13 protein-coding genes and 1 pseudogene are annotated in these 14,887 nt (G+C 70.0%); 7 read left to right on the top strand and 7 right to left on the bottom strand.

Annotated features, from left to right (window positions below):
- Nucleotides 1-14: 14 nt before the first annotated feature.
- The 3 genes from ACWCPF_RS17340 to ACWCPF_RS17330 all read right to left on the bottom strand — a co-directional run bounded on the left by ACWCPF_RS17340 (nt 15) and on the right by ACWCPF_RS17330 (nt 3,445).
- A complete protein-coding gene (locus tag ACWCPF_RS17340; RefSeq protein ID WP_451045867.1) occupies nt 15-1,964 on the bottom strand; it encodes a S53 family peptidase in 1,950 nt (649 codons plus the stop codon).
- 201 nt (nt 1,965-2,165) lie between these two features.
- The gene (locus ACWCPF_RS17335) at nt 2,166-2,765 is read right to left on the bottom strand and encodes a DUF305 domain-containing protein (RefSeq protein WP_451045866.1); all 600 of its coding nucleotides are present in this window, start codon (nt 2,763-2,765) and stop codon (nt 2,166-2,168) included.
- A gap of 11 nt (nt 2,766-2,776) precedes the next feature.
- Nucleotides 2,777-3,445: a DUF3105 domain-containing protein gene (locus tag ACWCPF_RS17330; RefSeq protein WP_451045865.1), complete on the bottom strand. Its 669-nt coding sequence runs from the start codon at nt 3,443-3,445 to the stop codon at nt 2,777-2,779.
- Nucleotides 3,446-3,628: 183 nt separating this feature from the next.
- Between ACWCPF_RS17330 and ACWCPF_RS17325 the strand changes: the two genes are divergently transcribed.
- Nucleotides 3,629-4,099 (top strand): RrF2 family transcriptional regulator, encoded by a 471-nt coding sequence (locus ACWCPF_RS17325; RefSeq protein WP_451045864.1) that lies wholly within the window; start codon nt 3,629-3,631, stop codon nt 4,097-4,099.
- Here the strand turns inward: ACWCPF_RS17325 and ACWCPF_RS17320 are convergent.
- Nucleotides 4,059-4,247: a hypothetical protein gene (locus ACWCPF_RS17320; protein WP_451045863.1), complete on the bottom strand. Its 189-nt coding sequence runs from the start codon at nt 4,245-4,247 to the stop codon at nt 4,059-4,061. The two genes, ACWCPF_RS17325 and ACWCPF_RS17320, sit on opposite strands and share 41 nt — an antisense overlap.
- A 70-nt stretch (nt 4,248-4,317) precedes the next feature.
- On the opposite strand from ACWCPF_RS17320, the gene ACWCPF_RS17315 reads away from it, so the two are divergent.
- Entirely contained in the window at nt 4,318-4,584 is a 267-nt protein-coding gene (locus tag ACWCPF_RS17315; RefSeq protein ID WP_451045862.1) for a DUF6959 family protein, read from the top strand.
- Nucleotides 4,585-4,824: 240 nt separating this feature from the next.
- Nucleotides 4,825-5,385: a hypothetical protein gene (locus ACWCPF_RS17310; RefSeq protein WP_451045861.1), complete on the top strand. Its 561-nt coding sequence runs from the start codon at nt 4,825-4,827 to the stop codon at nt 5,383-5,385.
- A gap of 28 nt (nt 5,386-5,413) precedes the next feature.
- Here ACWCPF_RS17310 and ACWCPF_RS17305 read toward each other — a convergent pair whose 3' ends face one another.
- Nucleotides 5,414-6,604, bottom strand: a complete 1,191-nt coding sequence (locus tag ACWCPF_RS17305; protein WP_451045860.1) for a globin domain-containing protein — start codon at nt 6,602-6,604, stop codon at nt 5,414-5,416.
- A gap of 324 nt (nt 6,605-6,928) precedes the next feature.
- On the opposite strand from ACWCPF_RS17305, the gene ACWCPF_RS17300 reads away from it, so the two are divergent.
- Both ACWCPF_RS17300 and ACWCPF_RS17295 read left to right on the top strand, forming a co-directional pair.
- A complete protein-coding gene (locus ACWCPF_RS17300; protein ID WP_351916609.1) occupies nt 6,929-8,290 on the top strand; it encodes a glutamine synthetase family protein in 1,362 nt (453 codons plus the stop codon).
- Between the two features lie 155 nt (nt 8,291-8,445).
- Nucleotides 8,446-8,988 (top strand): DUF4231 domain-containing protein, encoded by a 543-nt coding sequence (locus ACWCPF_RS17295; RefSeq protein WP_451045859.1) that lies wholly within the window; start codon nt 8,446-8,448, stop codon nt 8,986-8,988.
- Between the two features lie 26 nt (nt 8,989-9,014).
- On the opposite strand, the gene ACWCPF_RS17290 is transcribed toward ACWCPF_RS17295, so the two are convergent.
- Nucleotides 9,015-9,449 carry a VOC family protein gene (locus tag ACWCPF_RS17290; RefSeq protein ID WP_451045978.1) on the bottom strand — a complete coding sequence of 145 codons (435 nt, stop codon included), beginning with the start codon at nt 9,447-9,449 and terminating at the stop codon, nt 9,015-9,017.
- Nucleotides 9,450-9,591: 142 nt separating this feature from the next.
- Here ACWCPF_RS17290 and ACWCPF_RS17285 point away from each other — a divergent pair, with 142 nt between their 5' ends.
- Nucleotides 9,592-12,588 carry a bifunctional [glutamine synthetase] adenylyltransferase/[glutamine synthetase]-adenylyl-L-tyrosine phosphorylase gene (locus tag ACWCPF_RS17285; protein ID WP_451045858.1) on the top strand — a complete coding sequence of 999 codons (2,997 nt, stop codon included), beginning with the start codon at nt 9,592-9,594 and terminating at the stop codon, nt 12,586-12,588.
- Nucleotides 12,589-12,729: 141 nt separating this feature from the next.
- Here the strand turns inward: ACWCPF_RS17285 and ACWCPF_RS17280 are convergent, their stop codons facing one another.
- Nucleotides 12,730-13,662, bottom strand: coding sequence for a DMT family transporter (locus tag ACWCPF_RS17280; RefSeq protein WP_451045857.1), 933 nt, complete (start codon nt 13,660-13,662; stop codon nt 12,730-12,732).
- Between the two features lie 90 nt (nt 13,663-13,752).
- Between ACWCPF_RS17280 and ACWCPF_RS17275 the strand changes: the two are divergent.
- Nucleotides 13,753-14,640: pseudogene (locus ACWCPF_RS17275) on the top strand (LysR family transcriptional regulator); the annotation flags it as partial.
- Nucleotides 14,641-14,887: the final 247 nt, after the last annotated feature.

Below are 14,887 nucleotides of genomic sequence, written 5' to 3'. Positions count from 1 at the left end.
GTTTCGGGTGTTTCTCAGTGCTTGCGGTACGACTCGATGTAACCGTTTGCCGGTGTTCCCACGCCGGTGACGTCGTCGTAACCCTTTACCGCGGACAGCGAGCTGTCCTTGCCGAGGCTGCGGACGGAGGTCAGCAGACCGTCCGCCGCGTCGTACCCGTTGGTGAAGTCGACGCGGGCGACGGCGAGCCCGGAGCCCGTGGGGTGGTCCGTGACGTCGTGGTAGACCCGCGAGCCGTACTTCGAGTAGGCGGAGTAGATCGACGGGTTGGCGAAGCCGATCGCCCGGCCGCCGCGCGCCTCCTGGGCCAGCGCCTGCACGGCCGCGATGACCGGCGCGGCCAGCGAGGTGCCGCCGATGCGGTACTCGCTGTACTGCTGCGAGCCGTCCGGGAAGGTCTGGGTCTGGCCGACCTTGAAGCCGGTGTTCGGGTCCGCGATCGCCGAGATGTCCGGGACGACGCGGTTGCCGGCCGCGCTGTTGGTCGTGGCCAGCGCGTTCGGGACGACGCCCTTCTGGTAGTACGGCTCCGCGACCGTCCTGCTGGTGCCGCCGCCCGCGCCGGAGGTGAACGCGCCCGGGAAGTCCGTCCAGCTCCTGCCGTCGGCCGACAGGGACGCCTTCTCGGTGCCCCAGCCGGTCTCCCACAGATACGTGTCGCCCTTGCCGACCGCCAGCGAGGTGCCGCCGACCGCCGTCACCCACGCCGAGTTGGCCGGCGTGTCGACCTGCTTCGTGCCGGTGTTCGCGACCTCGTCGCCGTTGTCGCCGGAGGAGAAGTAGAAACCGATTCCCTCGACCGCGCCGAACTGGAAGACCTGGTCGTAGGCGGCCGCGAGGTCCGGCGTCTGGTTGGCCTCGATGTCGCCCCAGGAGTTGGAGACGATATCGGCCAGGTGGTGGTCGACGACCTTGCTCAGCGAGTCGAGAAGATCGTCGTCGTAGCAGGACGCCGCGCCCAGGTAGGTGACGTTCGCGTCCGGCGCGACCGCGTGCACGGCCTCGACGTCGAGGGTCTCCTCGCCGTACCAGCCGGCTGCCCCGCACTCCTCGGTCCTGGTGTAGTCCGAGGGCAGCACCTGGGTCAGCTGGCCCGTCTTCCAGCGTGCGTCGCCGTGCGCCTTCGCGTAGGCGGCCGCGTCGAAGGCGATCGTCGGTGAGGCGTACGCGTCGGTGATGGCGATGCGCACCCCCTTGCCGGTGTACTTCCCGGCCCCGTACGCGGCCCGCAGCTGCTTGCCGGTGTAGCCCTGGACCGCGTACGGGATCTTCTTGCCGTACGCGGACGGCAGGGTGCTCGCCGTGGTGGAGCCGTAGTACGAGGAGAACGGTCCCGCGTTCTTGAACACCGCGTCCGGCGGCGGGAGTTGGTCCTTGGACGCGGCCTTGTGCGGCGCGTTGTCCAGGCCGGTGACGGTCAGCACCGCGCCGTCGAGACTCGCGGGGGCCGAGGCCGTCTGCGCGGGCGCGCGGTAAGTCTTCGCACCCTTGGCGTAGTTGTGCAGCTGTGTGCCGAACGCCTTCTCGGCCGCGGCCACGTCACCGCTGACGGAGACATAGTGCGCGGTCGTGCCGGTCACCTTCAGACCGGCCGCCGTCAGCCATGACCTGACGGCCGCGACCTGGGCGGCGGTCGCGCCGAAGCGGGCCTGCGCCTGCGCGGCGGAGAGGTACCTGCCGTAGGCGGCGGAGCTCGGGTCGGAGACCGACTTCGCGTACTGCGCGAGGCCGGCGGCGTCCCGCCCTGCGAGGTAGACCCGGGCCGTGACCTGGGCCTTGTCCGAGGTCGAGCCCTTGTCCGCCTTGGTGGTGGCCCACGCGGGCCTGGTCCCGGCCAGCGGGTCACGGGTGGGGCTCTGCGCGGCGTGCGCCGCGGGTATGCCGAGCGCCAGCGCGCCGGCGATCATGGGCAATGTCGCTGCCATGCTCGCTCCGGCGCGCAGCGCGGCGCGGTTGGATCTCATAGGACCCCCTGTATGTGGCCTGTGTGTTTCGACGCGAGAAGATCACTCGACGTCCGGCCACTCTTGCGATGAACCGTTCATGCCAGGGGAATGCGAACGCCAAGAAGACCCCAAGTTACCGCTTACTGGGGTGATTTGACGGATACGTCCATGAAATCGAGGGAAAACCCTATGGGTTGGCCTAGTTGGCCTCCGGCACGGCTATGGCTTGGCCCCTCGTGCTTTCAACATGCCTGTCATCAGGTCGATTTCCGACTGCTGCGCATCGACCATGCCCTGGGCCAGTCGCTTCTCCACGGCCACCGTGCACTTCTGCACACAGCCCTCGGCCATATGGATGCCGCCCTTGTGGTGGGCGGTCATGAGCTGCAGGAAGAACACCTCGGCCGCCTTGCCGTTCAGCGTCCCGAGTTTCTTCAGTTCCGTGTTGGTGGCCATCCCGGGCATGAGCGCGCCGTCCTCGCCGTCGCTCATCGCGCCCATCCCCATCCAGGTCATGGGTCCGTCGGCCGACACCTTCGGCAGCGCCCACAGATCCAGCCACCCGAGCAGCATGCCGCGCTGGTTGGCCTGGGTCTGCGCGATGTCGTACGCGAGCCGGCGCACCTCCTCGTCGGTCGTGCGGTCCCGCACGATGTACGACATCTCGACGGCCTGCTGGTGGTGCACCGCCATGTCCCGGGCGAACCCCGCGTCGGCGGAGTCGGCGGCGGGGGGCGTGACGCCCGACCCGCCCTCCCCGGCGACGGAGTAGGTGACGGCCCCGGCGGCGACGAGCACTCCGGCGACGGCGACCGCCACTCCCGCGTACCTCACTGCGGCAGGCCGCCCGTGCAGGCCGCGCCCGGCTCGGGCGTCTGCTCGCCCTGCACGAACTTCGCGAAGAACGCGTCGACGTTCGCGTCGCTCGCGCTCGTCACCGTGCGCTGGTTGCCCCACGCGGTGAGCATGATCGGATCGGCCTGGGCGTCGTTCGGGCTCATGAAGGTGTACGGCGTCTTCTTGACCTTGGCGGCGAGGGCGGCGACGTCGGCCTCGCTCGCCTTGCTGTTGTACGACACCCAGACCGCGCCGTGCTCGAGCGAGTGCACGGCGTTCATGTTGTTCAGCGCCTTGGTGTAGACGTCGCCGTTGCAGTTCATCCACACCTGGTTGTGATCGCCGCCGACGGGAGGCTCGGTCGGGTACTTCACCGTCTTGGCGACGTGCGTGCGGCCCAGGGTCCCCTTCCACGTCTTGACCCCGTCCGAGCCGGTGACGAACTTCCCGGAGGACTTGGAGTCGGCGGCGGCAGCGGTGTCGTCGTCGCCGGACTGCGCCTGGACGACGAACACGCCACCGGCGACCAGCGCGACGACGGCGACGACGCTGCCCCCGATCGCGAGAAACCGGTTACGCCGCTCACGGGCCTGCTCGGCCCGCCGCATCTCCTCTATCCGCGCCTTGCGCGTCGCGTTGCTGGTCTGGTCGGCGGAACCCATGAGGCCTGTCCTTCTGGGGAAAGGGGCGGGACGGTGGAGGCGTAAGGGCATACGGGCATACGAGTCCGCTGATCGTAATGGGGGAGGCGGGGTATTTCGTAGGCCGGTCACGGCCAAGGGGTGGCCGAGGGTCGGCGCAGAGATAATTTGAAGTACAGATGTGTATTATCTACCCTTCACCTTATGCGGCTCCTACGATCCACCGACCTCGCCCTGCGCATCCTGATGAGACTCGCCGCAGCCGGCGACTCCCCGGAGATCATTCCGACGACCCGTGATGTGGCCGCCGCGATGGTGGTCCCCTATACGCACGCGGCCAAAGTCGTGGCCGAGCTCCAGCACATGGGCCTGCTGGAGGCCCGCCGCGGCCGGGGCGGCGGCCTGGCGGTCACGGAGAAGGGCCGCACGGCGTCCGTGGGCGGCATCGTCCGCGCCTTCGAGGGCGAGGGCGACGTCGTCGAATGCGAGGGGGCCAACCCGTGCCCCCTGAACTCGGCCTGCCGTCTGCGGGGCGCGCTGCGCCGTGCCCAGGAGGCGTTCTTCGCCTACCTGGACCCGATCACCCTCACGGACGTCGTGGCGTCGCCGACGGGACCCCTGCTGCTGGGCCTTCCTAGCGTTTCCGGGCCCGGTAGTGCTTCAGCAGGGCGGTGATCCGCTCCGGGTCCGCCCGGCCGTTGAGCTCGTCCAGCAGGCCGTCCGGGCACAGCTCGTAGAGGTCCCCCCACCACCGACGCCCCCGGTTGTCCCAGATCCGGTACCCCCCGGGCACGCCTCTGGCGACGTAACGTCTCCTGCTCATCGTCCCGTTCCCCCCGAGATGTCTTGGCATCGCCATTGATCGCAGCCGGTGGGCCGGATTGGATGCCCCTATGGAACGCATCGAAGCAGAGCTGTTCACCGACGGCGGCAACAACGCCGTGGTCCGACTGCCGCATCGGCGGTTTCCCGGGGTTCTGGTGCAGGGGGACTCGCTGTACATCCTCCGCACCGACGTGGCCGAGCTGGTGGAGGCCTGCGAGCGCGGCGACCTGGCCGACGCCCGCGACGGCGCGGGACTGCTCCTGGCCGGCCTGGACGCGCTGCTGGACCGCTACGCGACGGCGCTGGCCGAGCACGAGATGGCGCGACCGTACTGAGTCGTCGGGACGGATCGTCCGAATCGGCTGGCCGACGCCCAGGAGGTTGCCGTCGATCTCGGCGATGCCGTCGACGGTCCGGAGACCGGGGACGTCGACCTCCTCGAACTCCACGCCAAGCAACCGGAGTTCGGACATCGTGGCCTCGAAGGCGATTCGAGCTCATACGTCCACTGTGCCGGGCACGGCGGCCGGAGCGGCGGAGGCGGGTTGTCGGTGGGCCGGGGCATCATCGGGCGGATGCGCTACCTACGTTGGACATCCGACCGCGTGTTCGTCTCGTACTGCCAGTACTACCTTCAGGGCGACGAGTTCCTCACCGAGTACGACGACTCCGACACCGTCGAGCGGATCTTCGCGGGCAACAGCCTGGCGGCCGGCGGACCGGAGCACCTCACGCTGTTTGCCGGGACGCACACCGGACGGATTCGGCTGACGACCGAACAGTGCGTGCAGGAGCCGCCGTCGGCCGGTGACGCGGAGTGGGAGACCGTTGTCGACGTGAGCGTCTGCAGCACCAGCGGGGCGCTGTGGCTGTGCCGGTGGGGCGGGGACGTCGAGGCGGACGCGGGGAACTTCGCCACCGCCGGAGCCGGGTGGTACCGGGTCCGCGCCCGGGCGCGGGGGCGGGACGCGGGCGCGCACCCGAGTGAGGACCCGGGTGACGAGCCCGTCGAGGAGCACTTCCTGAGCGTGTGGCCCGCCCCGCCCGGGCCGGACGTCGTCCACCGCGCGGACGACGCCTTCGCCCGCGCCCACTACGATCCAGCCCGGCCGCCGGGCCTGCCCATCGAGCCCTGAGTGCGGCCGGGTCTGGAGGGAGCCTGGCTCAGGCCTTCGCCAGCCAGAGGTCCGGGCCGAACACCTCGTAGTGCACGTCGGCCGGGGCGACGCCCTTCTCGATCAGCTGGGCCCGCACCGCCCGCATGAACGGCAGCGGACCGCACAGGTACGCGCGCGTGCCGGGCGCGACGGGGACGTCGGTGAGGTCGGTCCGTCCCGCGCGGGCGTGCTCGGGGGCCTCCTGCTCGTACCAGAGGTGCAGGGAGGCGTCCGGCAGCTTCTCCGCGTAGGTCTCGTGGTCGGCGCGCAGGGCGTGGGCCGCGGGGGAGCGGTCCGCGTGGACGACCGTGACCGGAGCCTGGTGGCCCGTCGCCGCAAGGTGCGCCAGCATCGCGACCATCGGCGTCACGCCGATGCCGGCCGAGGCCAGCAGCAGCGGCGTGCTCTCGCTGCTGTCGAGCACCAGATCGCCGTACGGCTCGGAGACCTCCAGGACGCTGCCCACGTCCACGCGCGCGTGGAGGTGGTTGGAGACTTCGCCCTGCGGGGTCGTCGGGCCGCCGGGCTCCCGCTTGACGCTGATCTGGCGCACGCCCGAACCCGGTGCGCCGGAGATGCTGTACTGGCGGGTCTGGCGGGCGCCGTCCGGGAGTTCGACGCGGACGGACACGTACTGGCCCGCGCGGAAGTCCCGGACCGGGGAGCCGTCGAGCGGGCGCAGCCGGAAGGTGACGACGTCCGGGGTCTCCTGGATGCGTTCCACGACCTCCCACTCACGCCGGGTGCCGTCGCTGCCGCTCTCCTCGTACAGCCGCTTCTCGATCGCGATCAGCGCGTTCGCCATCAGCCAGTAGACCTCGGTCCAGGCGGCCGCCACCTCGGGCGTCACCGCGTCGCCGAGCACCGCCACGATGCCGCCGAAGAGGTACTTGTAGACGATGGCGTACTGATCGGGGGTGATGCCCAGGGAGGCGTGCTTGTGGGCGATGCGGCCGAGCATCGCGTCGGGCCGGTCGTCCGGGTGGTCCACGATGTAGGCCGCGAAGGCGGCGATGGATCCCGCGAGGGCCTGGCTCTGCGCGCCGGAGGCCTGGTTGCCGCGGTTGAAGACGTCGCGCAGCAGCTCCGGGTGGGCGGCGAACAGGTCGCCGTAGAAGCGTTCCGTGATCTCGCCGATCGCGCCGCCCACGGCGGGGAGCGTGGCGCGGACGGTGGCTGCGGACTGCTCGGACAGCATCAAGGCCTCCTCTGGCATCGCCGGCCTGGTCTGGGCTGCCGGCGCTCTGTGCAGGACACTAGCTAAAGTTGCATCTGAGATGCAAATTAAGTGGGCGGGGTGAGACGGAGGGGGTCGGGCATTACGGATGTCGGTCCGAGCAGGCAAGATGGGCGGCAGAGCAGTACACCTGCCCGACGCGAGGCGTTCAGGCCCCGGTCGCCGAGGCGATCATGGTCGGCAACGCGCACGAAATGGTGTTGTGGTGTGATGCTCGGGTGCCCGACCGCCGCTCCGTGGGACGCGAGACAGGCGGCCTGACCAGCAAGGATGGGGAAGCGGAAGATGGACAAGCAGCAGGAGTTCGTGCTCCGGACGTTGGAGGAGCGCGACATCCGGTTCGTACGGCTGTGGTTCACGGACGTCCTGGGCTTCCTCAAGTCCGTCGCCGTGGCCCCGGCCGAGCTCGAGCAGGCGTTCGACGAGGGTATCGGCTTCGACGGCTCCGCGATCGAGGGCTTCGCCCGGGTCTACGAGTCCGACATGATCGCCAAGCCGGACCCGTCCACCTTCCAGGTGCTGCCCTGGCGCGCCGAGGCCCCCGGCACCGCCCGCATGTTCTGCGACATCCTCATGCCGGACGGCTCCCCGTCCTTCGCGGACCCGCGCTACGTCCTCAAGCGGGCCCTCGCCCGCGCCTCCGACCTGGGCTTCACCTTCTACACCCACCCGGAGATCGAGTTCTTCCTGCTGAAGGACAAGCCGACCGACGGCTCCCGCCCCACCCCGGCCGACAACTCCGGCTACTTCGACCACACTCCGCACAACGTCGGCATGGACTTCCGCCGCCAGGCGATCACCATGCTCGAGTCCATGGGCATCTCGGTCGAGTTCTCCCACCACGAGGGCGCCCCCGGCCAGCAGGAGATCGACCTGCGCTACGCCGACGCGCTCTCCACGGCCGACAACATCATGACGTTCCGCCTGGTCATGAAGCAGGTCGCACTGGAGCAGGGCGTCCAGGCGACGTTCATGCCCAAGCCGTTCAGCGAGCACCCCGGCAGCGGAATGCACACCCACCTCTCGCTCTTCGAGGGCGACCGGAACGCGTTCTACGAGTCGGGCTCGGAGTACCAGCTGTCGAAGGTCGGCCGGTCGTTCATCGCCGGTCTGCTGAAGCACGCCGCCGAGATCGCCGCCGTCACCAACCAGTGGGTCAACTCCTACAAGCGCATCTGGGGCGGCTCCGAGCGCACGGCCGGCGCGGGCGGCGAGGCGCCGTCCTACATCTGCTGGGGCCACAACAACCGCTCGGCCCTGGTCCGCGTCCCCATGTACAAGCCCGGCAAGACCGGCTCCGCGCGCATCGAGGTCCGCTCGCTCGACTCCGGCGCCAACCCGTACCTGGCCTACGCCATGCTGCTCGCCGCCGGCCTCAAGGGCGTCGAGGAGGGCTACGAGCTTCCGCCGGGCGCCGAGGACGACGTCTGGGCGCTGTCGGACGCGGAGCGCCGCGCCATGGGCATCGAGCCGCTGCCGCAGAACCTCGGCGAGGCGCTGACGCTGATGGAGCGCAGCGACCTCGTCGCCGAGACGCTCGGCGAGCACGTCTTCGACTTCTTCCTGCGCAACAAGCGCGCGGAGTGGCACGAGTACCGGTCCGAGGTGACCGCGTTCGAACTGCGGAAGAATCTGCCGGTGTTGTAGTTGTAGTTGTAGGGGTGCGTTGGGGCGGGGGGCCCGATGACGCAGTTCCCGGGGCCGACGGTTGTGGATCGTCGGCCCCGTGGTGTTCGAAGCGGGGGTTCGGGGTTGCGTCGGTCGGTTGACTGCGTCGATCTGTCACCGATGTACTTGCGGGCATGTCAGGGACGGATGACGGTCAGTCGCTCGAAGCTCACCCCGCTGTCTCCCGGTCTGTCGCCGCGGCGCAGGACTACGTGGAGGGAAGGCTGGACCAGTACCAGAAGTGGTACGACAGGAAGGCCGTCAAGACGAAGGCGATGCATCTTCGGATGCGGACGATCTCCGTCGTCGGGGGAGCCTTGGTCCCTGTGCTGGTCAACCTCGACCTGTCCTTCGCGAAACTCACCGCCACGGTGCTCAGTCTGATCGTCGTCGGCTCCGTCTCACTGGAGAGCGTGTACCGCTACCGGGAGCAGTGGAAGAACTACCGGTCGACCGAACAGCTCCTCGGGCACGAACGCATCTACTTCGAGACCAAGGTGGGGCCCTACGCGGGGCTCTCGGAGAGCGAAGCGTTCACCACCTTGGTCGCTCGTACGGAGAGCGCCATCGCCAACGAGAACTCCGCGACCCTCAACGTGATGACCCTGGGCGGGCAGGTGAGCGCTGATGTGCAGACGCCGCCGGGTATTCCCGGCGCCCGGCGCGAGTCTCGGTAGGAGCCAGGAGGACCTTCGCGTGGGAGCTACTGGGCTGCCAGGTTGGCGAGCAGTTGGTGCAGGGGCTCGGTCTCCCTGCGCTTGTACTCCTGGATCGCCCAGCCGTTGCCGTCCGGGTCCTTGAAGTACATGAAGGTCGCTCCGTCCTGGGGCGAGAACTGCTGGGGTTCGGTGACCTCCAGGCCGCGGGCCGTCAGCTCCTCGTACGCCGCCTTCGCGTCCGTCACGCAGAGTTGCATGCCGTGGTACGTGCCCGGCCGCGGGGTGCCCGTCGGGACCTCCAGGCCGTCCACCAGGGCGATCGAACAGCCCGATCCCGGCGGGGTGAGCTGCACGATCCGTACGCCCTCCATCACCTCGCCGTCGAGATCGACGTGGAAGCCGACCTTGTCCCGGTAGAACTCCTTGGCGCGGTCCACGTCCGACACCGGCAGCAGGATCACTTCGAGGGTCATGTTCATGGCGTTCTTGGGGCTCATGCGGGACTCCTTCGTGGCGAACTGCGCGTACTCAGCCCACAGAACCCGAAGCCGGCCCGGCGCGCCACCCTGAGGTGCGGGTTACGCTCGACCGGACGACCTTGATCGCACGAGGAGGCCTGTGATGATGGCGCCGGGGCGCAGGAGCAGCACCTTCACCCGACTGCTGCGGCACGGCTTCACCGACCCCTCCGCCGCCGAGCGGCTCCTGGACGGGCCCGAACTGTCCCCGGTGCGCGACGATCCGTTTCTGCTGGAGGCCCTGGGGGGCACCGCCGATCCCGACCTCGCGCTGCACGGCCTGGTCCGGCTGCTGGAGGCGCAGACGGGGCCCACCGCCCGGCGGGAACTGCTCGACACGTTGATAGCGGCCAAGCCGCTGCGGGACCGGCTGCTGGGGGTCCTGGGGGCGTCCGCCGCGCTCGCCGACCACCTGGCCCGGCATCCGAGGGACTGGGAGGCACTGGTCACCTACGAGCCCCGGGATCTGCATCCCGGGGTCGAGGAGTTCGAGCGGGGCCTCGCCGAGGCCACCGATCCGGTGCTGCTGCGGGTCGCCTACCGGCGCTGCCTGCTGTCCATCGCGGCCCGTGATGTGTGCGGGACCACCGATCTCGCCGAGACCGCCGCCGAGCTCGCCGACCTCGCCACGGCGACCCTGCGGGCCGCCCTCGGTCTGGCGCAGGCCGCCGCTCCCGACGACGCCGCCTTGTGCCGGCTCGCCGTCATCGCGATGGGCAAGTGCGGGGGCCATGAGCTCAACTATGTCTCCGACGTCGATGTCATCTTCGTGGGGGAGTCCGTGGACGGGGCCGACGAGGGCAAGGCGCTGCGGGCCGCCACGAAGCTCGCCTCGCACATGATGCGGATCTGCTCCGAGACCACCGTGGAAGGGTCCATCTGGCCCGTCGACGCCAACCTGCGGCCCGAGGGGCGCAACGGGCCGCTCGTGCGGACGCTCAGCAGCCATCTCGTCTACTACCAGCGCTGGGCCAAGACCTGGGAGTTCCAGGCATTGTTGAAGGCGCGGCCGGTGGCCGGGGACCTGGAGCTGGGGGCCGCGTACGTCGCCGCCGTCGAGCCCCTGGTGTGGAAGGCCGCCGAGCGGGAGAACTTCGTCGTCGACGTGCAGCGGATGCGGCGGCGCGTCGTCGAGAACATCCCGGCCGCCGAGGTCGAGCGGGAACTGAAGCTCGGGCCCGGGGGGTTGCGGGACGTCGAGTTCGCCGTGCAGCTGTTGCAGCTCGTGCACGGGCGGGCCGACGTCTCGTTGCGGAGCGGTACGACGCTGGACGCGTTGCAGGCGCTGGCCTCGGGTGGGTATGTGGGGCGTGCTGACGCCGAACAGCTCGACGTCGCCTACCGGTTTCTGCGGTCCATGGAGCACCGGATCCAGCTGTACCGGCTGCGGCGCACCCATCTCGTTCCGGAGGGCGAGAGCGACCTGCGGCGGCTCGGCCGCTCTCTCGGGCTGCGCACCGATCCGGTCGTCGAGCTGACCCGGGAGTGGAAGCGGCATGCGGCGGTCGTGCGGCGGCTGCACGAGAAGCTCTTCTACCGGCCGTTGCTCGATGCGGTCGCCCAACTCGCGCCCGGGGAAGTTCGGTTGAGTCCGGAGGCTGCCAGGGAGCGGCTCGTGGCTCTTGGGTACGCCGATCCTGCTGCTGCGTTGCGGCATATTGAAGCGCTTGCCTCCGGCGTCACGCGGAAGGCCGCCATCCAACGCACCCTGCTGCCTGTGCTGTTGGGCTGGTTCGCGGACTCCGCCGATCCGGACGCGGGGCTTCTGAATTTTCGGAAGGTGTCCGACGCGCTCGGCAAGACGCCTTGGTATCTGCGGTTGTTGAGGGACGAAGGGGCTGCCGCGGAGAACCTTGCGCGCGTGCTGTCCGCCGGGCGGCTCGCCCCTGATCTGCTGATGCGCGCTCCGGAGGCCGTTGCGCTGCTCGGTGACGGTGACGGCGGGGGGCTGGAGCCTCGCGGGCGGGAGCAGTTGGAGCAGGAGACACTTGCTGCGGTGGGGCGGGCCGAGGGTGTGGTGCAGGCCGTCACCGCTGCACGCGGGGTTCGTCGGCGTGAGTTGTTCCGTACCGCTGCCGCGGACATCGTCGCCTCCTACGGGACCGAGGCGCATCCGGTCGAGGCCGATCAGGGTGCGCTGGTGGATCTGGTGGGGGGCGCGGTCTCCGATCTCACGGCCGCTACGCTGGCCGGCACGTTGCGGGCTGTGGTGCGGGACGGGTGGGGGGACACCCTGCCCACGCGGTTCGCGGTGGTGGGGATGGGGCGGTTCGGTGGTCATGAGCTGGGCTACGGGTCCGATGCGGATGTGCTGTTCGTGCATGAGCCCCGGGACGGGGTCGATGAACGGGAGGCCTCCGAGGCCGCCAACAAGGTCGTCTCCGAGATGCGACGGTTGCTGCAGATTCCCAGCGCCGATCCGCCGCTGCTGGTCGATGCCGACCTGCGTCCGGAGGGGAAGTCCGGGCCGCTCGTACGGACGTTGAACTCCTACGAGGCCTACTACCGGCGGTGGTCGCTGGTCTGGGAGTCGCAGGCGCTGCTGCGGGCCGAAGTCGTCGCTGGTGACGAGGAGTTGGGGCGGCGGTTCATTGCCGTCGTCGATCCGCTGCGGTATCCGGCGGACGGGCTCTCCGAGGACGCCGTGCGGGAGATCCGGCGGCTGAAGGCCCGGATGGAGTCGGAGCGGCTGCCCCGGGGGGCCGATCCCAAGCTGCATACGAAGCTCGGGCCGGGTGGGCTGTCCGATGTGGAGTGGACCGTTCAGCTCGTTCAGATGCGGTACGGCGCGACGCATCCGGGGCTGCGGACCACCCGGACCCGTGACGCGCTGGCCGCTGCGCGGGCGGCCGGGCTCATCGGGGAGGAGGAGGCCGCGATCCTGGACGAGGCGTGGGTGCTGGCCACTCGGGTGCGCAACGCGGTGATGCTGGTGCGGGGGCGGGCCGGGGACACGTTTCCGTCCGGCGCGCGTGAACTCGTCGCGGTGGGGCGGTACTTGGGGTATGGGCCGGGGCGGGTGGGGGACATGCTCGATGACTATCGGCGTACCGCTCGGCGGGCTCGGGGGGTTGTCGACGAGCTCTTCTATGGGGGGTAGCTCGGGTTTCGTGGCTGGCTCGCGTTGTTCGGCTTACGCGGCGGAGGGCAGTGGGGGGTCGGGGCCGTGGCGGTGCGTCGAGCCCGTCGCGTGTTGGGCGTACTGCTGCCCGCTGCCACAGTCGGACTTGGCTGTGACGAGCTAAGCGACGGGCTGCGACGCACCGCCACGGCCCGCTCCCGTTGCTTTGCCGGTGAGCGTCGTAGGGGGTGACTCCTTGCGGTCCCTTGTGCGGGTCAGGGCCACTCCCAGTAGTACTACCGCCATGCCTGCCATGACTCGGGGGCCGATGTGTTCGTCCAGGATCGCTGCGCCCAGGGCTATGGAGACCACCGGGAGGAGGTAGCCGACCGTTGCCGCTGTGGTGGGGCCCTCGTCCGCTATCAGGCGGTAGTTGAGGTAGAAGGTGAGTCCTGTGCCCAGCACGCCCAGGGCCGTGACCGTCAGGAGCGCGATGACGTCGGGGTGGAAGGCGGTGGCCGTGGGGAGGGCCAGGGTGGTCCAGGCTGTGGCGGCGAGGAGTTGGGCTGCCGACATGGCCAGGGGGGCGTCCTGGGTCGTCAGATGGCGGGCCATGTAGGCGAAGGCCACCGCGTAGCTGGCCGCCGCGGCCAGCAGGGCCAGGGCGGGCCAGGTGAGCAGGCCCTCGTGGTGCCAGGGGGCGAAGATCAGGACCGTGCCGGCGAAGCCCAGGAAGAGGCCGGTCAGGCGGGCGGGGTGGGTGGTGCGGTCCGTGCCCAGGGTGATGCCGATGAGCAGGGACCAGAGGGGGGTCGTGGCGTTCAGGACGCCGGCCAGGCCTGAGTCCACGTGTTGCTCGCCGAGGGCGAAGAGGGTGAAGGGGATCGCGTTGCAGAACAGGGCGGCCACCGTCAGGTGGCGCCAGGTGGTTCTGGAGCGGGGGAGTCGTTGGCCTGCGCGGTGGGCCAGGAGGAGGAGTACGGCTGTGCCCAGGGCGCAGCGGATGATCGTGATCTGGGCGGGGGTCAGGCCGTGGGTCAGGGCAACCTTGATCCAGAGGAAGCCGGAGCCCCAGAAGAGGGCCAGCGCTGCCATGCGGAGGGCGGAGGACATGCTCTCTACGGTGGGCTGCGCGATGTGTGAGGACAAGTGAAATGTTCTTGATGGTTCGTTAAGCTGGGCTGCATGCTTGATGTGCGGCGGATGCAGGTGTTGCGGGCGGTCGTGGGGAGTGGGTCCGTCACGGGGGCCGCGGGTGTGCTGGGGTATACGCCGTCCGCCGTCAGTCAGCAGATCGCTGCCCTGGAGAAGGAAGCCGGGGCTGTGTTGTTGGAGCGGGTGGGGCGGGGGGTTCGGCCCACCGCCGCCGGGTTGTTGCTCACCGAGTACGCGGACTCCATCGGGCGGCAGGTCGCCGAGGCCGAGGCCGCGCTCGCGGATCTGCTGGCCGGGCGTACCGGGCGGCTCTCTGTGCGGTACTTCGCCACGGCGGGGGCCGGGCTGGTCGCGCCGGCCCTGGCCCGGTTGCGGGCGGGGCATCCCGGGGTGCAGATCGATCTGAAGCTGACCGGCGACCCCGCGGACTCGCTGGCCGCGGTGCGGGAGGGACGGGCCGATCTGGCCCTGCTGGTGAAGGGGGAGGGCGGGGTGGGGAGCGGCCTGCGCGTCGTTCCGCTGCTGGACGATCCCTACCTCGCCGTGCTGCCTCGCGGGCATCGGCTTGCCGGGCGGCGGAGTCTGCGGCTGGTCGAGTTGGCCGCCGAGGCGTTCGTCGGGAGCGAGTGGCCCGGGCCCTGTCTCGACGCCCAGCTCGACGCCTGTGCCGCTGTCGGGTTCCGGCCCCGGTTCGTCGTCGAGAGCGAGGACTACGTGACCGCCCAGGGGTTCGTCGCCGCGGGGCTGGGCGTGAGTCTCGTGCCTCGGCTGGGGCTGGGGAGTCGGCATCCGGGGGTGGTCGTGCGGGAGGTGCGTGATCCGGTGCCGGTGCGGGGCATCTGTGCGGTGGTTCGGGAGACGGCACCTGAACAGGCCGCCCTGGATGCGTTCATCGATGCGTTGCGGGTTGCCTCCCATTCCGATTCCGGTTCGGGTTCGGGTTCGGGGTCCGGTTCCGGTTCCGGATCTGGCTTCGGCTCCACCTCCGGTTCGGGTTCGGGTTCCACCTCCGCCTCCGGTTCGGGTTCGGGTTCCACCTCCGCCTCCGGTTCGGGTTCGGGTTCCACCTCCGCCTCCGGTTCGGGTTCCATCTCCGGTTCCACCTCCGGCTTCGGTTCCACCTCCGGCTCCGGCTGCACCTCCGGCTCTGGCTCCGGCTGCACCTCCGGCTATGGCTCCGGCT

It is taken from the genome of Streptomyces sp. NPDC001858, assembly GCF_053594615.1.
The sequence above is the reverse complement of the archived record's forward strand: the minus strand, read 5'-3'. Positions and strand labels throughout refer to the sequence as shown.